Annotated in this window: 24 protein-coding genes and 1 riboswitch; of the genes, 7 read left to right on the top strand and 17 right to left on the bottom strand. The window is 49.2% G+C overall.

Features of this window, described 5'->3' with window-relative positions:
• Positions 1-50: 50 nt before the first annotated feature.
• From C2U41_RS05815 to C2U41_RS05745, 14 genes are all read right to left on the bottom strand, one after another.
• Entirely contained in the window at positions 51-539 is a 489-nt protein-coding gene (locus tag C2U41_RS05815; protein ID WP_103849143.1) for a hypothetical protein, read from the bottom strand.
• Positions 540-563: 24 nt separating this feature from the next.
• A complete protein-coding gene (locus C2U41_RS05810) occupies positions 564-1049 on the bottom strand; it encodes a TlpA family protein disulfide reductase (RefSeq protein WP_003036003.1) in 486 nt (161 codons plus the stop codon).
• Entirely contained in the window at positions 1036-1731 is a 696-nt protein-coding gene (locus C2U41_RS05805) for an ABC transporter ATP-binding protein (protein WP_003836817.1), read from the bottom strand. Before C2U41_RS05805 ends, C2U41_RS05810 begins: the two co-directional genes overlap by 14 nt.
• A gap of 4 nt (positions 1732-1735) precedes the next feature.
• Entirely contained in the window at positions 1736-2866 is a 1131-nt protein-coding gene (locus tag C2U41_RS05800) for an ABC transporter permease (RefSeq protein WP_003836818.1), read from the bottom strand.
• Positions 2856-4139, bottom strand: coding sequence for an ABC transporter permease (locus C2U41_RS05795; RefSeq protein ID WP_003836819.1), 1284 nt, complete (start codon positions 4137-4139; stop codon positions 2856-2858). The genes C2U41_RS05800 and C2U41_RS05795 overlap by 11 nt, the downstream gene beginning before the upstream one ends.
• A gap of 2 nt (positions 4140-4141) precedes the next feature.
• Entirely contained in the window at positions 4142-5521 is a 1380-nt protein-coding gene (locus C2U41_RS05790; RefSeq protein WP_016149897.1) for a Fe-S-containing protein, read from the bottom strand.
• Positions 5522-5721: 200 nt separating this feature from the next.
• Positions 5722-6249 carry an iron transporter gene (locus tag C2U41_RS05785; RefSeq protein WP_003035987.1) on the bottom strand — a complete coding sequence of 176 codons (528 nt, stop codon included), beginning with the start codon at positions 6247-6249 and terminating at the stop codon, positions 5722-5724.
• A 29-nt stretch (positions 6250-6278) separates the two neighbouring features.
• Entirely contained in the window at positions 6279-8228 is a 1950-nt protein-coding gene (locus tag C2U41_RS05780) for an FTR1 family iron permease (protein ID WP_103849142.1), read from the bottom strand.
• 272 nt (positions 8229-8500) lie between these two features.
• On the bottom strand, positions 8501-9253 hold the full coding sequence (gene nqrC / locus C2U41_RS05770) for an NADH:ubiquinone reductase (Na(+)-transporting) subunit C (RefSeq protein ID WP_003035981.1): 753 nt from the start codon (positions 9251-9253) through the stop codon (positions 8501-8503).
• Positions 9254-9448: 195 nt separating this feature from the next.
• Positions 9449-9955 carry a protein disulfide oxidoreductase gene (locus tag C2U41_RS05765; RefSeq protein ID WP_103849141.1) on the bottom strand — a complete coding sequence of 169 codons (507 nt, stop codon included), beginning with the start codon at positions 9953-9955 and terminating at the stop codon, positions 9449-9451.
• Positions 9945-10568, bottom strand: coding sequence for a DsbA family protein (locus C2U41_RS05760; RefSeq protein ID WP_061548778.1), 624 nt, complete (start codon positions 10566-10568; stop codon positions 9945-9947). Before C2U41_RS05760 ends, C2U41_RS05765 begins: the two co-directional genes overlap by 11 nt.
• Positions 10565-12445: a protein-disulfide reductase DsbD family protein gene (locus C2U41_RS05755; RefSeq protein WP_044700733.1), complete on the bottom strand. Its 1881-nt coding sequence runs from the start codon at positions 12443-12445 to the stop codon at positions 10565-10567. Before C2U41_RS05755 ends, C2U41_RS05760 begins: the two co-directional genes overlap by 4 nt.
• 48 nt (positions 12446-12493) lie before the next feature.
• The gene (locus C2U41_RS05750; RefSeq protein ID WP_103849140.1) at positions 12494-12856 is read right to left on the bottom strand and encodes a copper resistance protein; all 363 of its coding nucleotides are present in this window, start codon (positions 12854-12856) and stop codon (positions 12494-12496) included.
• 70 nt (positions 12857-12926) lie between these two features.
• The gene (locus C2U41_RS05745; protein ID WP_003846865.1) at positions 12927-13331 is read right to left on the bottom strand and encodes a VOC family protein; all 405 of its coding nucleotides are present in this window, start codon (positions 13329-13331) and stop codon (positions 12927-12929) included.
• Positions 13332-13861: 530 nt separating this feature from the next.
• On the opposite strand from C2U41_RS05745, the gene C2U41_RS05730 reads away from it, so the two are divergent.
• The 5 genes from C2U41_RS05730 to C2U41_RS05710 all read left to right on the top strand — a co-directional run bounded on the left by C2U41_RS05730 (position 13862) and on the right by C2U41_RS05710 (position 17344).
• A protein-coding gene (locus tag C2U41_RS05730; RefSeq protein WP_095033700.1) for an IS1-like element IS1B family transposase occupies positions 13862-14559 on the top strand; the annotation gives its coding sequence in 2 pieces (ribosomal slippage) (positions 13862-14111 and positions 14111-14559; 699 coding nt in all).
• Entirely contained in the window at positions 14556-15128 is a 573-nt protein-coding gene (gene dsbA / locus C2U41_RS05725) for a thiol:disulfide interchange protein DsbA (RefSeq protein ID WP_103848631.1), read from the top strand. Before C2U41_RS05730 ends, dsbA begins: the two co-directional genes overlap by 4 nt.
• A 193-nt stretch (positions 15129-15321) precedes the next feature.
• On the top strand, positions 15322-16242 hold the full coding sequence (gene cbpA, locus C2U41_RS05720) for a curved DNA-binding protein (protein WP_003035957.1): 921 nt from the start codon (positions 15322-15324) through the stop codon (positions 16240-16242).
• Entirely contained in the window at positions 16242-16535 is a 294-nt protein-coding gene (gene cbpM / locus C2U41_RS05715; protein WP_003836827.1) for a chaperone modulator CbpM, read from the top strand. Before cbpA ends, cbpM begins: the two co-directional genes overlap by 1 nt.
• A 122-nt stretch (positions 16536-16657) precedes the next feature.
• Positions 16658-17344 carry a Crp/Fnr family transcriptional regulator gene (locus C2U41_RS05710; protein WP_103848630.1) on the top strand — a complete coding sequence of 229 codons (687 nt, stop codon included), beginning with the start codon at positions 16658-16660 and terminating at the stop codon, positions 17342-17344.
• A 44-nt stretch (positions 17345-17388) separates the two neighbouring features.
• On the opposite strand, the gene C2U41_RS05705 is transcribed toward C2U41_RS05710, so the two are convergent.
• From C2U41_RS05705 to deoD, 3 genes are all read right to left on the bottom strand, one after another.
• Complete coding sequence (locus C2U41_RS05705; RefSeq protein ID WP_061548782.1) at positions 17389-18222, bottom strand: nucleoside-specific channel-forming Tsx family protein; 834 nt, start codon at positions 18220-18222, stop codon at positions 17389-17391.
• Between the two features lie 86 nt (positions 18223-18308).
• Positions 18309-19472 carry an MFS transporter TsgA gene (tsgA, locus tag C2U41_RS05700; RefSeq protein WP_103848629.1) on the bottom strand — a complete coding sequence of 388 codons (1164 nt, stop codon included), beginning with the start codon at positions 19470-19472 and terminating at the stop codon, positions 18309-18311.
• Positions 19473-19510: 38 nt separating this feature from the next.
• Entirely contained in the window at positions 19511-20218 is a 708-nt protein-coding gene (gene deoD / locus C2U41_RS05695; protein ID WP_003035940.1) for a purine-nucleoside phosphorylase, read from the bottom strand.
• A gap of 317 nt (positions 20219-20535) precedes the next feature.
• On the opposite strand from deoD, the gene C2U41_RS05685 reads away from it, so the two are divergent.
• Complete coding sequence (locus tag C2U41_RS05685; RefSeq protein WP_016149892.1) at positions 20536-21045, top strand: GNAT family N-acetyltransferase; 510 nt, start codon at positions 20536-20538, stop codon at positions 21043-21045.
• Between the two features lie 242 nt (positions 21046-21287).
• Positions 21288-21511, top strand: a riboswitch (cobalamin riboswitch).
• A gap of 221 nt (positions 21512-21732) precedes the next feature.
• Positions 21733-22785 carry an ABC transporter substrate-binding protein gene (locus tag C2U41_RS05680; protein ID WP_003035934.1) on the top strand — a complete coding sequence of 351 codons (1053 nt, stop codon included), beginning with the start codon at positions 21733-21735 and terminating at the stop codon, positions 22783-22785.
• Positions 22786-22847 lie beyond the last annotated feature (62 nt).

Raw genomic sequence — 22847 nt, 5'->3', positions numbered from 1 at the left:
AACGCAACTATGAATACTTGCTTCGTCGGTTGACGAAATATGCCATTCAATTATTCGCAGATAATCACTTCGCTGCGGATATTGCGTGCACAATATAAGGTTCCATCTGTCAAATACAATTGATGAAAGCGCGTGTTATCTGGGATGTTGTGTAAAAGGGAACGCTCAGTATCAATGAACTCTCGTTGTATCCGATAATGAACCGCATCATCAGTTTCAAAGGAAACGTATTCCCGTTTGGTATATGGTTTACTTTTTAATTTCACATACACAATGTATTGCACCGTACTGAATGTCAGTCCAGTTTTTGCAGCAATCTCTTTCAGATTTAGTGGTTCAGAAGACGTATAGAGTGTTTGTACCTGTTCAATACGTTTTTGATTGTAGGCGGATACCCGCAAGCTGAGTTTCAGTCGATACGCCATATTGCGCACAACCGTAATATTAGTGTGAAGCATCCCCGCAATCTGCTCCGCCGTGAAAACGCCTGCGTTTTCACGCAGGACGGCCAGACTCTCTTTATTCCACCTGAATGCCATATAGTGTTTCTCTTTGTATCGCGTTCATCGGGCGGCCAGTCGCGCAAACGTTGCATCTAACTCAGGCGGTTTCCGCATCCCCTGGTGTAATTCCAGTACACGACCATCCCTGTCAATTAACACAGAGGTTGGCGTGCCGATGACCTGATAGCGTTCCTGGGAAATCTTAAGCTGATCGCGGAGTACCGGGTAAGAAACCTGATGTTTCGCCAGTAAGTCATCTATGTTAACCGTTGCCGGATCGGTATTCACAGCCACGACCACAACGTTATCGCCCCACTTTTTACTTAGCGCTTCCAGCGCGTCCATTTCGGCAAGACAGCCACCGCATCCCGCCGACCAAAAGTTTAGATAAATAGCCTTTCCACGCCAGCGCTCAAGCCCAGCCTTCCCCCCCTGCAGGTCGAATGTTGCCAGCGCCGGGGCTTGCTGCCCAACCACCAACTTCTCTTCTTTACATCCACTAATCAGAACCAAAATGGCGAAAGTTAATACGTTAATCCAGCGCATGTTGATTAGCCTCCTCACCGTGATATTTGCCATGCTGCAAACGGATAATACGATCGGCAAATAACCCCAGCGCCGGATTATGCGTCACCATCACAATCGTGCGCCCCTGCCGATGCAGGTCAGTGAGTAGATCCAACACCCGCTGTTCATTCTCTTCATCGAGGTTACCCGTAGGTTCATCGGCAAAAATCACCGGCGGCTCATTGACCAGCGCCCGGGCAATGCACACCCGTTGCTGCTCTCCCCCAGAAAGTTGACTCGGCAGGTGCGTTACTCGATGCCCAAGACCGACTTGTTCCAGAACCTTCCTGGCCGCCGCTTCATCTACCACGCTATGGTAGTGTTGCGCCAGCATGATATTCTCCAGCGCGGTTAAAAACGGGATCAGATGAAACTGCTGGAATACCAACCCTATTTTCTCAGCGCGAAAACGGCGACGCCCCTCTTCATCCAGTGCGGCAGCATCAATCCCATCTAAAAACACCTGACCTTCTGTCGCGGTGTCCAGGCAGGTCAGAATATTCATCAGTGTCGTTTTACCCGAACCAGAAGCGCCCATAATCGCGACAAACTCCCCCTGCACTATTTGCAGGTTGATGTCATCTAAGGCGGTAACATCGCCGAACCGTTTATATAAATGGCGGGTTTCAATCGCCATTGATGGGGTCTGCACAACGGACATGGCGTTACTCTCCTTTCAACACTTTTGCGGGTTCGATGCTAACCGCGCGACGGACCGGAACAATCGCCGCCAGAATGGCGACCAGTAAAGATAATGTCAGGGTGATGGGCAGCACTGGCCAGCGTAGCGATATTGCGGCATTGAATACAGTCAGTCCCAGTAGTTGGGCCAACATGTACCCTAAGATCCACCCACAAACCACTGCAGCCAGCGCGATAATGCAGGTTTCAAGGAGAATTTGCCGGACAATATCACCGTTGCTAGCCCCCAACGCTTTTTGCAGCGCAAATTCCCTTGCCCGCTCACCCACAATGGCCATCAACGTGGTATTCACACACAAAGATGACAGCGCAAGGATCACAACCGATACCAGCCCCATTAACCCTTTTATTTTATCCAGTACCTGTCCTTCTGATGCGGAGACTTTCCGTATTGGACGGATCTCCAGATCCGGGTATTGAGCCTGCAATCGGCTGGCATAGTTTTCCACCTGACCGACATCGTTACTGACACTCAGCAGCCCATGGCTGATTTTATCGGGCTGATGCAACCACGCCTGCGCCACTTCAAGACTCACAATTAGCATGTTATCTGTCGCATCACCGGCTTCAACAATGCCTTTTATCTGTAAGTTTTTGCGCTGATTGTGATCCACCAGGATGATGTTATCGCCCGGTTGGACGTTAAGACGCTCAGCCAATTTGATGCCAATCATCGCATTGCGATCGTCAAAGCTGACACCAATCCAATTCCCCTGAACCTGCCAGTACGGCACCAGCTTTTGCAAGGATTCAAACCACACGCCGACAATCACCACCTTCTCCAGCTCGGTACGCGCCATACCGTAAAGCCAAGGACTGGCTCCGTGAACCAGGCCTTGCGGTGCCTGATCTAAAATAGTCTGCAACGCTTGCTGCGGCATGCCGGAGCCATGGCCTGGCCCGATGTAGAAATTTGCGCCAAAGGTCCGCAATTCTTCACTCATTTTGGTATTGATGTCGAACCACACCGCAGATAGCGCGGTCACAATGGTCGCCCCGACCATCAATGCGGCAAATACTACGCTAACTCGCTGAAAACGCAGACGCAGTGCCCGCCATACCAGCAACCAGAGCATCGTACGTTTAGCGGCCATACAGCACCTCCACAGGATACAGGCGGGCAATACGGCGGGCCGGGAACCAGGTGCCAATCAGGGCAATCAGGACCGCAATAACCAATACACATGGCACCACAATCCAGGCAAAATTCAATGGCGCATCAAATAGCATCAGGCCAATCGCTTTCGCCATTCCCCATCCAGCAACACATCCCAATGCCCCTCCGGCCAGTCCACTGGACGCGGCTTCAAGATAGAACAACAGCATGATTTGCCACTGATGCGCGCCAAGCGCCTTCATCAGGCCGATCTCTTTAGCGCGTTCCATAATGGTGCTGGTCATAAGTGACGCAATTCCCATAGCCGAAGCTGCCAGTGCTGCGACGGTCACTACGGCCATCAGCAACTGAATTTTATCGATTACAACCCCCTCAGATGCAGCAACCTGCCACACAGGGCGAACTTCTGCACCGGAAATAGCCTCCTCCAGTTGATGAGCAATGGACGAGACATAGGCAGTGCAGTACCAAAGGTCGTACTCTTCAGCATTCAGTGCATCGAGATTTTCACGCGCCCGACGCGACAATTCATTTTCCGGCACCGTCAGCGCTGAGACACGAATGGCCTGTACTTTGCCGGGTAAATCCAGCAACGTTTGCGCCGTGCTCAACGGCATAACCAGTTGGTTATCCTCGTCCCCGCCGCTGGAGAGAATGCCGCTGACGGCCACATTCAACGTTGTATTGCTGGTACGGATCACCAGTTTATCGCCTGGCTTCCAGCCCGTTTGTCGTGCCAACGCATGCCCTACCAGTGTTTGAGGAGCATCACCAGCAGGCTCTTGCGGCCAGTGGCCTGTCACTTGCCAGAACGGGCTTACCGTTTTTTGCCCCGTCTCAAACCCTTCTTCATCTGGAATATCTACCGGTTGGCTGAAGAAGGTGCCGAGAATACGTACTTCTTTGCCGTTAACGTCGACATCACCGCCAAGCATAGGGGCAAAGCCGACAATGTTGTTGCGCCAGAAGATATCCTTAATGTTGGGGAGTTCCGCTTCATCAAGGAAATCCTGTCCTGATAGTGGATTACTGTTTTCACTGAAAAGTGCAGGAAGCGCCGCCTGTCCGGCAGGTTCAATCAAAATATTGGCACCATAGGACTTCAATTCTCTGGACATTTTATCGCCAATATCAATCGACACCGCCAGCAGGGCGGAGATAAGGCTGGACGCAAGAAAGACGGTCATAATAGCCAGCCCCTTGCGTCGGAGATTACGCCCCCAGGATTGTCGTAACATTCTCCACAGCATTGTTACTCCTCCCTCAATTCAGCAGGGACGAACTGTTCCGGGGTTTTACGGAAGCGATCGTAATTGGCCTCGGACGAGAAAAACCAGGTTTTGCCACCATAGCTGTATTTGTAGTCAGCAGAAGTATTGGTCAATGTGGAACCATCAACCGGGTCGGTCACCTTGATGGTCATGACCGTCGAGAAGTAATTCACGCCAGCAGCCAGCTCTTTACCTGGGATCACCAGCTCTTTCTCATCATTACGCCAGTTTTCAATTGGCACAGGATTGCAACCACCAGGTTTACCAATCGAAGGAATGAAAATGTGTACCCCGCATGCCACGCAGATAACCTGATTACCTTCCATCACGTAACCCTGATCGCCGCACAGTAGACAGGCATCAAAAACTACCCCCAAACGCAACTTGTCGGGATAACGGTTAATCACGAAAAAACGTACCGCTTTACCATCATCAGCCACCCAAACAAAGCGGTGCAGCTTGCCATCACGGAGTCGTTCTATTGGCAGATGAACCATGCCATCACTGGCAAGTTGTACCGGAATGGCTTCTGACAACTGCGGCGGTTGAGAGGCGACTTTTTCCCACCACAGTTGTCCGGCGATCACCACCACCGCACAACCTAGCGTGACCAGCCAAAGACGAAACGCATTTCGACGATGCGCCAGCGCCAGTCGATAAGCAATCGGCTCATCGGCTTTACGCGTCTGGCGGAACGCGCATAACAACGCCGGTACCCAGCACAGTGCCAGAGCAAGTAATAGGGCGGCCCCCAACCAGTTATACATCGCCGCGTTGTTTGTCACTTTGGCCACGAAACTCAATAGCGATTTCGCCAGCGGTAGCACCTGCAGTTTCATTAGCAGTAGCAACAAATTACCGCTTAATGGCAGCCAAATCATGACCATCAGAATCAGCGTCAACGGCCAGTAGAGTCCACGAATACGACGCAACAGCATGGCGCTCAGTACCCCAACCAGGCAGAGGATCGCAAATGCCAATAGCATTGCCGTCAGATTCAACAGCAGATCGGTATTTAGCACATGGGTACTGGTTAATCCGCCGAGATTGGGATCCAAAGCCCAATGTCGGGCTGCGCCAAACACCAAAATCCCCTGCCACAGGTAGCGAATGCGCTTTGATACCCACCAGAAGCTCAACACAAACAGCAGCGTAATCATCACTTCTGTGCCAACCAGCAACAATTGCACTGGCTGCGAGCCACGGAGGGTCAGTCCCACCAGCACGCCAACGATTAAACCTGTGAGTAAGGTCCAGACGAGTGGGCGCAAAGAAGGGGGATCGATGCGACTCCAGAGAACCCCGGAGAGCAGCGCAATGCAGAAAAAAACCTGTAGCGTCGTGACAAAAAAATAACTCATAACATCGACTCTGTACGGCGGATTGAATGATGTAACTATCCAGGTACATCGATAATTTAGAGCCAGCCCATCAGGGGGATAAGTTCGCGGTCAGTTAAGACATGAGCAGCGCAAAACAAATCGTGGGTACACTTCGTACGTAAGATTGTGAGCACTGCCCGGTCCAAAATGGCAAATCAAGCAGCCTGATGGAAAAGCGCTTAGTTCAGGCCGACGTATTTAAATTCATAACTCACGTCAAATGGTTTCCACCAACGACCAACGCCGGTCTCACTGTCTGTATGACGGTGCATACCTGCTTTTGACGGCGGTTCGATGTGATAGGTCACTTTATAGTTACCCACCCCCATCATTTTGATGTTCGCACCGTAATGAGGGCCATCGCTGGCAACCATCGGCATGAACGTACCTTCTTGTTTTTCACCCGTATCACTGTTAATCAAGGTGTAACTGATAGTCAGATAAGGGATCCACTCGCCTGCGCCAAAACCATTTTTACTGCCTTCCACGGCATGAATATCCGCCTCAAGGTGAATATCGGCTTTTGCTGCCGGTAATCCCATGCCACGCGGTTCCATATCGATTGGCTGCAGGTAAACAGCGGCCAGTTCCATCTCATTCATGGTGACAGGCTCACCTGCCGGATACTCCTTAAAGGCAAACGCTGCCGGAGCAGTGAAAATACCGGCCATCACTGCACTGGCAATCAGGGTTTTCTTCATGGTCATCAGACATATCCTCTCGTCTCAAATAACAGCTATAGATTAGTTTTTATCGTTTCCCCAGGAACAGTGCTTTTCCTCCGCATCACCCACAGCGCCGCCAGCGCCGCAAGTAGCAATATGGCCTGCGGTAATAACGTTTCCACGTAGGGATAAATTCCCAACCAACTGATTTCGGGGAAGCCGTTAATCAACGTTGGCTGGAACAGCTTACCTTCCACCAGTTCCAGAACCCCTTTGCCCGCAAATACAAAGGCCATCAGGTACATAAAACTGCCGGTAAACATAAAGAACGGCTTCAAAGGCAGGCGTACAACCGAGTAGCGCATAATGAGCCAGGCGACCAGCAGAACAACACAGCCGATAACAAAACCTGCCGCAATCGCCATATGCCCAGAAATATCATTCGCATCCCCGATCAGGGCGTAGTAAAACAGCACGGTCTCCGCCCCTTCGCGGTAAACCGCCAGGAAACTGGTAAGCCACAGTCCAACCAGTGAACCACGGGAAAGTGAGTGGGACAGTTTCCCTTCCAGCCATGCTTTCCAGTGGCGAGCCTCGACTTTAGACAGTAACCAGTAGCTCATGAAGAACAGCATGACGACGGCAATCAGCATCGTTACGCCTTCCAGCAGTTCTCGGCTGGCGCCGGAATTCGTGAACAGGAGTTGGAATATCACAGCGGTAATGACGCTGGCGAATAATGCAACAATCACCGACTGGCGAATTAACGGAAGCTTATCCTGGTGATTGTTTTTCACCATATAAGCCACGATGGCCGCCACAATAAGCAGGGCCTCCAGTCCTTCGCGGACAATGATCATCAGGCTGTAGAGCAGCAGGCTCCACTGGGTTTCTACTCCTTCTCCCAACATCACCACCGCTTTTTGTAAATCCTGCTCCAGTGCGCTGGCTTCGGCGTTGAGTCTTTCCACTGGCTGACCCGCTTTCATCAGACTAACCAGACGCGTGAAGTAAGCCTCCAGCGAGGTTTTAAACGCCGAATCGCGAGAACCGATTTTGTTTTCCATACCGCTAGCTTCAAAGCGGTCAAAATAACTGTCTTGCACATCCAGAATGGCATTCTTCGCATCGCCCTCCTGGTAACGGGCAATCGCTTTCTGAATACTTTGATGGATACCCAACGAGACGGCAGCCCAGTCTGCGCGGGCTATATCATCCTGTGCCGTGGGCGTATTCCCCGTATTTTGCACCGCCGTGACCTGCTGTTCGTCACGGGTAGTAGGCAAACCAGGCAGAAGATCCTCAATATCCTGTAACAACGTAGTGACCTGATAAGAGACATCATTAAGGCGATCTGGCTCTGCGGTGAGCGCAATCAACGCAGAAAATTGCTGGTTAATCGCAGCAGCGTCTTTTGCCGATCGATTCTGTCTGACCGACATTTCCATCTCTGAGTTTTTAAAACCCTGATAGTGCGCTTGTTGAACGTTTTGGCTGGCTACGCTTAAATTCCCGGCCTGATAGTTATTTACTGCCTGGGCCAACAAATCGTCGATAACACGAAAACTCTCTTGCCAGTGTACGGCGATATCTGTCCTGGAAAACGCATTGTGCTGCTCTTCGGCAACCAGGCGATGTCCGCCATCTAACACAGGTTCAACTTCGCGCAGCGAGGCTTTGAGCCAGTCGATTTTAGACTGCACGTCAGAGAGCGATTTTTTTGCGCCAATCATGCGACGGATCTCACCAAAAGCGCTTTCCATCTCATAACTTTTGCTGGCGGAAATGTTGATTCGAATAGGACCTTCAAGGTTTTCAAATACCTCAAAGTAGGCCATTTGCACCGTTCGCCGCGCTTCATCAGTTTGTTGCTGAGAGTAAAGTTCTACTGTTTTATCAAGACGTTGCTCAATATCCTCAATGAATGGAGCATAGTTTGTTGCGGCCCATACATGAAGGCTTACAAGCAAGCTACACAAAGTGGTCAGCAGGAAAACACAGAACTTACGCACGGTACGCATCCCGTAAAATACAAATGATAATTATTATCATTATCGATTTTAGCTTGCGTTGTACATGACCTGGATCATAAAAATGTCAACGGGTAACAAGTTATGTAAATTTATCTCATGAAAATGTGATGAATACGAAACTGAGACATTTGGGATTGATTAGTGATGCCGTCAATACAGGAGAATTTATCGGTGATATGGAATAGAGTTGCCCCATACTCACTGACGCAAATGAGGCCAACAGTGAGTATGAAGATAAACGTTATTTAAGACAAAAGTGATCAGGGAACTATTATATCAGGACCACGAGTAATCCGTTGCAAAAAACGGCCGTAACCCTGTTCGCCTGTCCAGTAGTTGATGCTTCTCTCAACCCCATTCGATGTCAGGGTCGCGCCAGAAATACCATCCACTGTATATTCATCGATATTCTCTGGTTTCTCCTGAGTTATTCTTAGCGCTGGCATCCAGTTATTATCAACCACTTTTTTACCCGGCCATTGCTTGCGCCAACTTTCATCTTCCACTCTGGCTCCCAAAAAAGGAGTTTCCCGCTGCTGATAGTAATACAGGTTTTTAACCGTACGTCCGTCTGGGTCAAGAGCCAGAAAGGCATACATCATTGACTTCGCACCCTCACCGAAAACAGGGAGTATAATTTGTTGAATTTTATTACTTTTATCTTTTACAAGATATACATCTGCAATAGTACAGCGCTGATGGATCTTCGCGGGATCATGTTCCGGAGCGAGTTTTTTACATCCCTGCGTCTGGACGTCATCAGCTACCCATTCACCGGAATCCAGATTAACCTTACGCGCTAAAATATAACGTTGATACAAATTTTTAATTGTTTTTTTATCGTGCTCATCTGATTTCAACAGGCCTGAAGCATGCAGAATGGCGGCATATTTCTCTTCACTGGTAGGTTCAGTGAGTTCCCCCTGATACATCATAAACCAGACAATAGCAGCAATAAAAATAAGGATACAAAAAAACATCATTGATATAACAATAACTTTACCCTTGCGCATTATTCTATAATCCCTGCGAGAAATAAGATATTTAAAACATCATCAGATATGCCATTATCCTTGTGAATTTGCAACTACAGAAAAAAATCAAAAATATATAACTATTAGTGTGTAGCTTTAGGATCAAATATCAGAACAACATGTTTTTCTTACCTTTTTATCGTAAAAAAATGCCGGGTTCCCCCGGCACAAATATCAGAATATTTTCGCCCACCACAGCCGAAGTTTCATGCCCCAGTAGCTGGTCCAGCCGCTGGTGGTTGATACCACCCGACCTTCTGACATCACCACCAGCGTGGGCGTGACGCTAATCGCCCAACTGCGGGAAATAGCCCCGTTCGCATCATTGATGACCGGAAATTCCACGCCTTTACGCAACAGCCAGCGTGATACCTCAGCTTCATTTCCGGAGCGTAACGCAATGGTCATCACATTTTCCCCTTCCGAACGCAGCCTGTCGACTTCCGGCGTCGTGAAGCGGCATACGCCGCACCAGCTCGCCCAGAAATAAAGCAACACTGGCTCGTCTTTGCTGAGCGCTGCCAGCGTGACGGTTTCACCATCCAGCGTTTGTAAAGGCGTGCTGTCAAAAGAGGCAGGGAGCTGCGGCGCGCGCCAGGCATCCATCAGCAACATCGCCCCCGCTAACAGTGCCAGTAAGATCAGCCCTTCGCGCAACCAGCGGCGCAGTTTACTGAGCATTGGCCGCCGCCAGTTTTTCTTTTACCACTTCCTCAAGGGTTTCCCACGGCACCGCACCGGGAATAAGTTCATCGCCAATGATCGTTGCGGGGGTTCCCTGTACACCCACCAGTCGCGCCAGTTGCAGGTTAGTGCTCAGCGTTTCAGCACTTCGGGCGTCCAGCGTCACCGGACTGGCCCCCGCTTTTTCCTGCGCCTGTTTGATACTGACATCTGTATGGTAGCCCTTCTTCTGCATCAGTTTTTCATGTAGCGCCAGAAACTGCTGCGGATGCTCATGCCATGTCGTCAGCACGGTCCGCGCCGCCAGTTCCGAGCTTTCACCTTTAAACGGCAACGGTTTGATCACTACCGCCACGTCAGGATATTTCTGCACAATTTTTTCCAGCATTGGATCCAACTGCTTGCAGTATGGGCAGTTGTAATCGGTGAAGTTTATCAGGGTCAGTTTTGCCTGCTTTGCGCCAATCCGCGGGCTGTTGGGATCGTTAAACAGGGCTTCCTGAATTAATGCTTCAATTTGCTTTTCCTGTTCCGGGGTAAACGGCGCAGGTTCTTTCGCGATACTGACGGCAGAAAACAGGGTTAACAGCAGAACAATCATCATCTTCATGGGGTAACTCCTTTGGCATCGTTCAACGTTTGCAGTACCGCATCGCGAGTTAACAACGTGGGTAACACCTGGCCTTCCGGCAGACCGGGGCCATAAATTTGGTTATACGGCACAGCAACCTGGCCGCGTTTTTTTAGAAATTCGGTAATGGCTTCAGAAGGGAGTGTCCAGTCGCCACGCAGCGCCACCACATCCGGCTGTTGCAATGCGGCCTGGACGTCATCTTTATGCAAGACGTTGAACTTGTTTACCTTACAGGTGATGCACCAGTCTGCTGTGACGTCAATGAACACACGCTTATGTTGCGCCAGCGCATCCTCAATAGCTTGCTCGCTTAGCGGTTGCCAGTTCACGCTCTCTTTGCCGGTGCTTTGCCCTACGAACCCGAAATGCGGGAGCAGCAACGTCGCAAGCCAGATAGCGGAACCCAGCATCATCACGCCGAGCAGACGCCGCAACATATTCATCCAGCGTCCTGGCCGCGGCAAACGCAGCGCCAGACCGGGACGCAGAGCCACCAGCAGCCACGGTAAGCTCATTCCCAGCCCAAGTGCGATAAACAATCCCCACAATGTCGGCAGCGAAGCGGTCAATGCCACCGCCACCGCCGTTCCAAGGAACGGGGCACTGCACGGCGTAGCAAGTAGTGTCGCAAATGCACCTTGCCAGAAATGTCCCGACAGACCGTTGCCGCCGTGAGTCGCCAGCGTGGTAGTCATCGCAGAAGGGAGTCGGAATTCAAACCACCCGAACAGGCTGGCGCTGAACGTCAGCATCACCAGTACCATGACGCCAATGAACCATGGATTCTGAAACTGGATCCCCCAGCCAAGCGCCTGATTGGTTAAACGCAGCACCGTCATCAATAGAGCCAGAGCCATAAATGAGACAAGTATTCCGGCTACCGATGCGAGGAACTGACGACGGACCTGGCGACGACTTTTTTCCTCGACCAGCAAAATCGAGCCCAGCTTCATGCCCAGAACCGGTAACACACAGGGCATCAGATTGAGGATCAAACCGCCCAGCAGCGCCATTAGCACCACTTGCCACAGTGGAAGTGAGGCGTTCTCAACAACCGGGGCTTCGCCAATCGCAAGACGACTTTCCTGGGCAACACCGTTATCTGCCAGCACCAGGGTGACTGACTTACCACGCAGATCCGGCGCGCCTTCTCCCCAACCGTCATGTACAGGTACCGTGGCGCGTAATGTCTCCCCCTCAACATGGATTTGCGGCATGCCAAAATCCGCATCATCAACAGCATCCAGATACAGCCCTGGTGCAGTCCAGCCTCCCGCACGGTGAGCCTCGACGACTAACTCTCCCGCCCGTGCGCCGGCGCTCAGTGCATCGGTCAGGCCGCTGGCAAGTGGGATCTGTCCCATCGCCTGAGCATAGTCATGTGCAAAAGTCGGGTCCTGGGCTGTGGGCGTCACGGAAAAAGGAAAATCCGTCAACAGGCAAACGTTGCTACAGGTGGATAGCGTCAAAACGCCGCTGAGCGTGGCGGGCGCTCTACCGCGCACCACCATCGGGAACGTCACCTTATCGTGATACCCCTGGGTAGTGATATTGGCGACCTCAAAACGAGCAGGGGTTGGCCAGAACCAGTCGACCGCAGGCATTTCCTCTTTCCAGGCGATAGCAGGCGCTACGCCCCCCTCGCCCGGAGAACGCCAGTAGGTTTTCCAGCCGTCCTCCAGTTTGACATCCAACAACAGACGGGTTTCACCGCCAGCGGACGTATCAGCGCGTAACCGCACGCTGGCGTGATCGTTATCGGGTGAACGCATCCAGCCGGGTTCAGCCGCCCAGGATACGGGCAGCCATAGCAATAACAGACAGAGCAGTGTCTGCCTGAAAACAGTCATCATAGTTTTTCTCCGTGAATAATTATCTAACAGTCAGCAACGGCTGTTCTGTCATTCACGGAAGACGCAAAATCGGAGATGCACCCGGAGAGTGGGCGGCGAGATGGCTCGCGGTGGGAAAAAAGGTAGACGAAACACCCGCACTGGCGCCAGCAACGACAGCAGCAGGCACAGCACCAGAATAGCACCTTCAAACAGTACGGGTGGCGCAGCCAGTAATGACTTCGCGCTCAGTTCACAAGGGGTAACGGGTGAGGTTTCATCGGTCTGCACTTGTGCGCTGGCGACAACGCTTGTAACGGCGGTATCCATCTGCAACGCGTGCAGGCCCGCCATGCGTTGTGCGGTGCAAACCATCACCACAACACATGCCAGACAGAGGAACCACCATCCCATCCGTTGACGTTTCGCCATTATACCCTCACTCATTGATGCGAGTTATCTTAACCACTCGCCGGTTTTTGGCAACCTTTACGCTGTAAAGTTATGTCCTTCCATCTGCTGGATATACCGCGATTTCAATCAGATTGAGATCGGGATCCCTGACATAAACCGAGCGAATCGGTCCTGTCGCGCCGGTTCGTGCAACGGGCCCTTCAATAATCTCAACTCCGTGGGTTTGAAACGTCTCTGTCACCTCTTCCAGGGTACGCGTGGTGATAAAACACAAATCCAGCGCCCCCGGCGTTGGCGCGTAGGCTTTAGGTTCAAACTCTTTTCCCCGAATATGGAGATTGATTTTCTGATTGCCAAAGACGAAGGCTTTCCGACCTTGTGCGAAAGTTTCCAACCTCATGCCTAAGAGCTCGACATAAAAACGAACGCAAGCCTCTTCATGATTGGTGGTTAGTACCAGGTGATCCAGGTGGTCGATCATAGTGATATCCATTTGGGTTGCTCGTCTCTGACACTTACCCTATTCATTCACGCGCGACAAGAAAAAGACAATCTACAGGGGTATTTGCAGAACTTAGCGAAATACCTTGCCATTCACGCTTTAAAGGCGAAATGATAATTAATCATATTTTCGTTTTTGTTTATTACACTATAACATTGCTCAAAACACCCCTAAAAATATCACGGAAGTTATCATTCACTATTTACGAAGAATGCCAGAGAATATTTCAATGCCAGCACACAAATAATGCCCGCTACGTACTGATGCGTAAATGAAAGTAAGGGTCAGCGCATTTTCAGGGGATTTCCTTATTATATCCAGACGCAATGAATAACGTATTCATTAGCAGATAATTTGTTTATCAAATGTTATTTAGAGTATATGAAAATGAAAAAATATTTATTACCCCTGATTGGGTTACTTTTTACAGTTAGCGCTCAGGCAGCATCATTTACCGACGGTAAAGGGTGATGCTGCCAACTTACTGATTTAGTGTATGATGGTGTTTTTGAGGTGCTCCAGTGGCTTCTGTTTCTATCAGCTGTCCCTCCTGTTCAGCTACTGACGGGGTGGTGCGTAACGGCAAAAGCACCGCCGGACATCAGCGCTATCTCTGCTCTCACTGCCGTAAAACATGGCAACTGCAGTTCACTTACACCGCTTCTCAACCCGGTACGCACCAGAAAATCATTGATATGGCCATGAATGGCGTTGGATGCCGGGCAACCGCCCGCATTATGGGCGTTGGCCTCAACACGATTTTCCGCCATTTAAAAAACTCAGGCCGCAGTCGGTAACCTCGCGCATACAGCCGGGCAGTGACGTCATCGTCTGCGCGGAAATGGACGAACAGTGGGGATACGTCGGGGCTAAATCGCGCCAGCGCTGGCTGTTTTACGCGTATGACAGGCTCCGGAAGACGGTTGTTGCGCACGTATTCGGTGAACGCACTATGGCGACGCTGGGGCGTCTTATGAGCCTGCTGTCACCCTTTGACGTGGTGATATGGATGACGGATGGCTGGCCGCTGTATGAATCCCGCCTGAAGGGAAAGCTGCACGTAATCAGCAAGCGATATACGCAGCGAATTGAGCGGCATAACCTGAATCTGAGGCAGCACCTGGCACGGCTGGGACGGAAGTCGCTGTCGTTCTCAAAATCGGTGGAGCTGCATGACAAAGTCATCGGGCATTATCTGAACATAAAACACTATCAATAAGTTGGAGTCATTACCACGGTAAAGAGTATATCACCCAGGAAAAACCCGTCGCTTCCGCCCCAGCTGCGCTGAAGTTTTTCTCATTTTACTGTCCTTCCTGTTATCAGTACGATGAAGTTTTTGAAATCACGGATAACGTGAAAAAAGTACTGCCTGCTGATGTCAAACTCACCGAATACCACGTCGACTTTTTAGGTCCGCTGGGGCAAGACATGACGCACGCCTGGTCCGTCGCCATGCTGTTAAACGTACAAGATAAAGTTAAACCGTTGCTTTTTGATGCCGTTCAGAAAAAACAAACCGTTAAAACAGCGGATGATATTCGTAACGTATTTATCAGCGCGGGCGTCAGCGCCAGTGATTATGATGCCGCCTGGAACAGTTTTGCCGTGAAATCCCTGACCGCAAAACAACAAGAAATGGCTAAAGCGGTAGATTTAACCGGTGTGCCCGCCATTTTTATCAACGGTAAATATATGATCAATCCAAAAGGACTGAAATCTGACGACCTAAACTCTTTTGTGAAGAGCTACGCGGATACGGTTCGCTATCTGATCACCAAATCCTGACATTTCGCTAATCTCACTTTTCGCACCACACAACAGTCAAAAGCGCTGTTGGTGGTGCGCAATCACATCATTTAGACCAATATCCTTTCTTCCCGGTTGGCATTCGCCGTTATCAGGATTACCCTAAACTTAGCGGTGTTACCTGTTGTCGGGGTACACCTTCTTCAAGTGTTGATTTACACGAGAGAACGCTATGGAATTAAAGGATTATTACGCCATTATGGGCGTGAAACCGACAGACGATCTCAAGACAATCAAGACCGCCTATCGTCGACTCGCCCGTAAATACCATCCTGATGTCAGTAAAGAGACTGACGCTGAGGCCCGGTTTAAAGAGGTTGCTGAAGCCTGGGAAGTCCTGAGTGATGAACAGCGACGTGCCGAGTACGACCAACTGTGGCAGCATCGCAACGACCCTCAGTTCAGCCGTCAATTCCAGCAAGGAGAGGGGCAAAGCTACAGCGCCGAAGATTTCGACGATATCTTCTCCTCCATTTTTGGTCAGCGTGCGCACCAGTCGCGCCAGCGCCCTGCCAGCCGCGGGCATGACATCGAAATAGAAGTTGCCGTCTTCCTCGAAGAAACGCTTACTGAGCATAGCCGCACTATCAGTTACAACCTGCCAGTCTACAATGCGTTTGGCATGGTAGAACGAGAAATTCCTAAAACACTGAACGTGAAAATTCCGGCTGGCGTCGGTAACGGTCAGCGTATCCGCCTGAAAGGTCAGGGCACGCCCGGCGAAAACGGTGGGCCGAACGGTGATTTGTGGCTGGTGATTCATATTGCGCCGCATCCGCTGTTCGATATCGTTAATCAGGATCTGGAAGTTGTCGTTCCCCTGGCGCCGTGGGAAGCTGCGCTGGGTGCGAAAGTAACCGTTCCGACGCTGAAAGAGAGCATCCTGCTGACCATTCCTGCAGGCAGCCAGGCCGGTCAGCGGTTACGCATTAAAGGCAAGGGTCTGGTAAGTAAAAAACATACCGGCGATTTGTATGCGGTGATCAAGATCGTCATGCCACCGAAACCTGACGACACCAGTGCCGCCCTGTGGCAACAACTGGCAGATGCACAAAAGACCTTTGATCCGCGCAAAGAGTGGGGGAAAGCATAATGGCTAACGTTACCGTCACTTTTACCATTACCGAATTTTGTCTGTACACCGGTGTGTCAGAAGAAGAACTGCATGAGGTTGTCGGCTTAGGGGTGATAGAACCCCATGAAGACGAGACGTTTGACGATCATGCGCTGACCGTAATGCGTCGCGCGATGCGTCTGCGTCAGGAGCTGGAACTTGACTGGCCAGGGATTGCCGTTGCATTGACGTTGCTGGAAGAGAACGCTCAGTTACGTCAGGAAAATCGCCTGCTGCGCCAGCGATTGTCTCGTTTTATCAGCCATCCTTAGTGTGTCAGGGCCAGCATGGTGCTGGCCCTTTTATTGTCCCGAAACCTGCTCTTAATGACATTAAGCAGTAGATGGCATACAGTCAGCGATAAGAATTATCTCAAACAATAAGACGTTGAGCCATGCAGCTTAAGCCCCTCACAAAAGGTCGTTTTCACAATATCTGGCAGCAAGATGATGCCTTAATTGAGAAGATATTCCAGGAACTGCTCTCTGAAACGCAGATGATCCACGAAGATGAGTATCTCTATCGCCAGGGACAGGTAGTCGATCGACTTATCATGGTGCAATCAGGCAGAATTTCCCTGCGTTACAGCGCGGAAAATGGTCGCCGTTTTCAGTTGGGCGCAATGGAATGTGATGAGCAACTATTTGGTGAAATGGAGTTTTTTACCGGGTATCGCTGCCAGCTTGATATCGTGGCCGAAGAGCCGTTGACCGTGGCGGTGTGCAGCTGTGAGCGTCTGGAAGAAGCGCTAAACCAGCACCCGAGACTGGCGATATTTTTTGCCAGTGCGATGGCGATTGATTATCAGGATATGCTGGAAATCTTCCTGCACCGGATGCTCTACCCTATCGTTCATAACGTGGCGTATGACCTGTATCGCCAGCATCAGAACAAACAGCCGATGGATGGTTTCCATAAAAAATACCAGGAAGCAGAACGGTTCGGCACCACCGATCGGGTCTATCGGCGGGCGGTTAAAGCCCTGACGGATGCCGGACTGGTAACGCGCACGAAGCAAGGACTGGAAATTAAGGATCTGGATGGACTGCGTAAACTCCTCGGCAATGACATCATTGACTGACACACCATCTCCGTAGAGAAGGTTGGTGTGTCAGTTCAGCGCAATCAGAATTTATAGGTAAGGTTGAAGTAGTGACCGAGTCCGGTGGTGCGCCCTGCTCCGCCGTGATTTTCCATCAATGCCATATTGCGGAAATACTTCAGGCCATAACCCACCGCATAATGCTCTGAATGCCAGTAGATACCGTTATACCATTCAATCGCGTTATTGCTGTATAACGGTTGATTAGCAATCTTGTTAGCGGCGAACTGATAGTCAAAGTAACCCTGATAGTTCAGGTAGCTGCCGTTGGCAAAGGTATAGAACGGCGTCGACCAGTTGGTCGAGAACATGTAGCCATCCCACTTGCCTTCGTTATCCGCACCGTAGTTTTCACGCACATAATGCGCATAGATGTTCATTCCCACCAGACCAAACCACGGAACCTTAACATCTGTGCCCAGACCGACATAATGTTCAAATAATTCCCGGTCGCCAATGTTATTTACCGTTGCGATATAGAATTCGTTAAATGGCCCAACGGATAAATCTTTATTTAAAATAGCATCCAGAGAAAACCGTGGGGATATCTTGGCGAAAAAGTTATCGCCACCATGGCGGTCATCCTGCTTGCGGTCAAAAATATCAAAGAAATCGACATAACCATACAGATCGATAATTCCGGAACGCGCCCCAAACTCCAGTTCCAGATAAGTGTCATTACGAATACCATAAGGCACTTTCGCATCCACACTTTGCATTAAGTTCATCTGCATCCAGTTAAAATCATTTTTACGGACGTTGCCATCGGTATAATCAGCAGCAAGCGCTTGCGTACAGCTCATTGCAACGATTGCGCCCAGAACTGTTTTTTTAATCATTGATTTATTCTTCATCATTTTCAATTCCTTTGAGCAAGGTTGAGTGTCGCCCCACCAAATAAATGGTGTGGCGACTGACTATCTAATTAGAGAGGTAAGTGTTATTACTGTGCTTTGTTACGTTTAAGCTTTAATGTACCCATCAACATGATAAAGATTATTAAATATAATACTGGTATTGCGTACATAATTTTCTGCAAGCCCATTGTTTTTTCCATTAGCGCACTGATCGCTGGACTAAACATAGCCCCGGCGCTACCGCTAATTAAAATATATGAAACATTCTGACTACTTGCGCGCTTCACAAATGAAACTCCGTAGGCAATAAAGGAGTTATACAGCGCCGCACAGACGAATCCGTAACTATAAGCCAGATAATCAAGCCCCAAGATGTTTTCTTTCGTTACAATAATGGTCGTAATAACGCAAGCGAGTAAAATAATACTCAACAGGAAATAATGTATCCTCACTCGAGAAACAATGACAGTTGATACTAGCGCCCCAACCAACGCAGCTCCCCAGTATTGCGTAATAATATTACCGGCTTCTTCAAAAGGAATGCCAAATTTGTTCTTCACAAATAATGGTGCCCAGGTCAGGAAGGTATACAGCGCCAGCATACCTAAGAACAGGCCAATACCTCCGCTAATAATCCCTGGGTTCCACTCAGACTTCACCGCGTCTGTCCGATCCTCCGCAGACGCGGTTTCACAGGCAGTAAAACGAGTGAGCGCCACCACACCTAACGTAAGTAAGGCCACCATGCCAACACTTAGATAGCTGTAACTCCATGACATATTGTGCGTCAGGGCGTAGGTGGTGATCAGCGGGAAAACCACGCCTGCGACGTTAAAGGTGGCGTCTTGTACCACCAACATTGTACTTTGAATGCGATCCTGCCATACCGAAACGACAATCGTTCCTGCCACACACAGGCCAATCCCACCGCAAAAGCCCACCAAAGTCATAGCAACCATCACTGGCCATAAGCCGGGGCTTAAGTGCATTGCCAGCGAACAGAGGAACACTATCGAATAGATAATAAACGTCATTCGCTTGACGCCAATTTTTTCTATCAGGAAAAAGGCGGCGATGGTCCCCGCTAATGCCCCACCGTTAAGCAGCGAAAATATCGAGGCAACGGTATTCACATCAGCACTGTAACGTACCGCAATCGGTTCAATCAGCATTCCAAACTGACTGGCAAACCCCGCCATAATAAAATTTGCCAGAAAACTAATCAGTGTAAGTGCTATTTTATTCTTCATATAATGACATCCCTGATTGGTTCAATTAAAAGCCAATGCTAAGCCGTAACGGCTGTATTTAGCGCCAGCTCAATCATATTTTTAAAAGTTAATTGTCGTTCCTCTGCCGTGGTTTCTTCGCCTGTCAGGCAATGATCGGACACCGTTAAAATAGCCAGTGCTTCAATATTAAATTGGTGTGCTAAGGCGTATAAGCCGGCCACCTCCATATCCACACCCAGTACACCAAACTTTTCCAGTGCAGGAATGAGGTTTTCGTCAGGATCGTAATAAAGATCGCCACTGAAAACATTACCGACCTTAATGTCGATTCCGGCCTTCTGTGCCAGCATCCACGCCTGTTGTAGTAATGGGAAGTGAGCGGACGTCGCCATCGTGTAGCCCGCGCTACGTTTTAAATTTGTGACAGAGTCAGTACCGGCAGCGAGAGCCAGAATAATGTCGCGCATTTTGACATGCGGTTGTGTTGCCCCCAGACTACCGACGCGAATAATTCTCTTCACATTAAAATCATGTACCAGCTCATGGGCGTATAGCGTCATAGACGGAATACCCATACCGTGTCCCATCACCGAAACAGGTTGACCAAAATAAAGACCGGTATAGCCCAGCATATTACGCACGTTGGTAACTTCGCGGTAATCCATGAGATAATTTTCGGCAATAAATTTTGCGCGCAGCGGATCGCCCGGCATAATCACAGTTGGCGCAAAATCACCCGCTTTAGCATTAATATGTGCAGTCATAACAATTCCTGAATTATGGGTATTGGAGATATACAGGGATTGTAACCAGACGTTTGCAGAGGATTGAGGACAAAAGTCCTGCTCAAAGGATCGGCCTCTCATTTCTGAGAGTTAGAGTTGCAGGCTTAGGATGCAGAGGAAAACTATGCCCCGGCAACAGTTAGGAAAAGCAAGACCCAGAACAATAAAAGAACAGATTAGCCCCCAAATCGCTGGTGACTACCGCGTTGGCGCGAGTAGCCATAGCAGCGTCAATATTGTTTTGAAAGTGGTCTTATTGTTATTATCGTATTCCACTCTAATCTTGGATGCCTGCCATGACCCGATTAAGGTTTAGTGAGATGACTCACGCCGATATACCTGCTGTTCAGTCGTTCCTTATTAAGCATCTTAATTTGTTCTTCAATGCCGGGAGAGTCATGCCTGCTGCTGAAGAAGATATCTTCGATCTCAAGCAGCAGTATATTTTGCAAGAAAGAAATCTATTACTTTGCGCATGGAGTGAAAAACAAGAGCTCATCGCTACACTTGCGGTATGTCAATATGATGATCGTATCACTGAGCTACGTGGGCACTATAATTTGCCTGAAACGGCAGAAATTTGTCGTTGCTACGTGGATGCGCGCTACCGCAGACAGGGAATCGGAAGCCGGTTGTTTGCTTTAGCTCAAATGTTCTGCCAGCAGCAAAAATATAAAACCTTATATCTGCATACTCATCATTTCTTGCCTGGAGGGTATCATTTTTGGTTGCGTAAAGATTTTAGCGTCGTTATGGATATGCAGGATGAATGGCAATTGGTACATATGCAGAGATCACATTATTAAATTAACCCAACGCTAATTAACTGCGTTATTGATAACGATCAATATGATTAAATTGAAAAAATAAAACCGTGTTTATAGTTTGATCAATATCAATCAATTCTCATTTAGCTTTTTATTGTTATTTTCATGTATACATCCGAGATAAAGGATTTAAGCATAACCAACTGTAAAACATAACAATTTTACCAAAGGTGTGAGGTTTTCCCTGTTTATTCATACGGTTGACCTCGTTAACAATTGCCGTTAGAGTCGCTTTTGACAGCATTTCATTACATTTTTGTATATGAATAGGAATATGGTGAGAATTATTCAATTCAATTCCATAACTGCCCCCGCAACTGTAGGCGGATGCAGAATATCCTTGTGTGGTTAATAAGCCACAGGTCACTGTAAAGCTCGTCTTTATGGGAAGGCCGATATTCTGATTACCGTGAGTCAGGAGACCTGCTGTCAACGATGTATACCATTAAGTGGACGGGATGGTCCATGGGATGAATTATTTGACGTAAGCAGTAGTGTATTTATGAATAAGATTTTGGCTAAGTAAGGCTTATTTGCATTTGTTGCATATCTTCATTCTTAAAATTCACGATTTAATGTCATCTATCTTCATGTCTCCTCCCGATATATGGAATGAAATGAGCCATGACCAGACTTTAAGATTCTGGCATCAACGGGACGATGATAATGCACGCTAATTCTACATTTTTCTCTTCTAAAAAAACGCTTCTGGCTATTGTTGGAACCACTGTACTGTTGACTTCCGGTTTTTCTAACGCGGCAAAAACCGAATATCCTCTGACGATTAAAAACTGTGGACGCGATATTACCTTTAATCAGGCCCCAACGCGCGTGGCAACCGTGGGTCAGAACAGTACCGAGATTCTCTATTCACTGGGGCTGGCCGATCGCGTCGTGGGTACTTCGTTGTGGTTTGGCCCGGTACTGGATGCTTACAAAGCAGCAAATGAAAAAGTTGCCGTCATTGCGCAAAATATTCCCAGCTTTGAAGGAATTGTGGCTAAAAAACCAGATCTGGTCGCCAGCCAGTTTGAATGGCAAATCGGCCCTGCTGGCACAGTTGCCTCATACGAACAGTTTAGTGAACTGAAGGTGCCCGTTTACACCGCGCCAGCTGACTGTGCTAAGGATAACGAAGATGGGGGTGATGGTGTTCGTAAGGGCATGTTTGATATTGCTATGGTGTATCAGGAAGTCGCCGATCTGGCAAAAATTTTTGATGTTCAGGATAAAGGCGAAGCGCTGATTGCCAGCCTTAAAGCGCGTGAATCAGCAGCAAAAAATAAAATTACCGGCATGGATAAGAATGTTTCTGCCGTGTTCTGGTTCTCAAGCGCCGATTTACAGCTCGATCCTTACGTTGCCGGGAAGTTTGGCCCAGCAGCATGGATAGCCCAAACGCTGGGTGTGAAAAATGTCATTGATTCTGCTGAAGAGTGGCCAACGGTGGGCTGGGAAACCATCGCTAAAGCTAACCCTTCTGTCATTGTGCTCGGTGAGATGAGCCGCCGACGCTTCCCGGCAGATGACTGGAAGATCAAGATGGAATACCTCCAGTCCGATCCTGTCACCAAACTGATTCCTGCCGTCAAAGAAAACCATCTGCCGGCCATTGACGTACAGACAATGAATGCCGGGATCAGAACTATTGATGGGGTGGAAAAACTGGCTGACGCTCTGGTTGAATATGGCTTAGCGCATCCGCAGGCTGCTCATTAATCTACATTTTGCGCTATATCACGGCACGGTATAGCGCATCTCCGTTACTCAGGAACGCAGAT

The sequence above is a fragment of the Citrobacter freundii complex sp. CFNIH4 genome, assembly GCF_002934505.1.
GTDB classification, from domain to species: domain Bacteria; phylum Pseudomonadota; class Gammaproteobacteria; order Enterobacterales; family Enterobacteriaceae; genus Citrobacter; species Citrobacter freundii.
The sequence above is the reverse complement of the archived record's forward strand: the minus strand, read 5'-3'. Positions and strand labels throughout refer to the sequence as shown.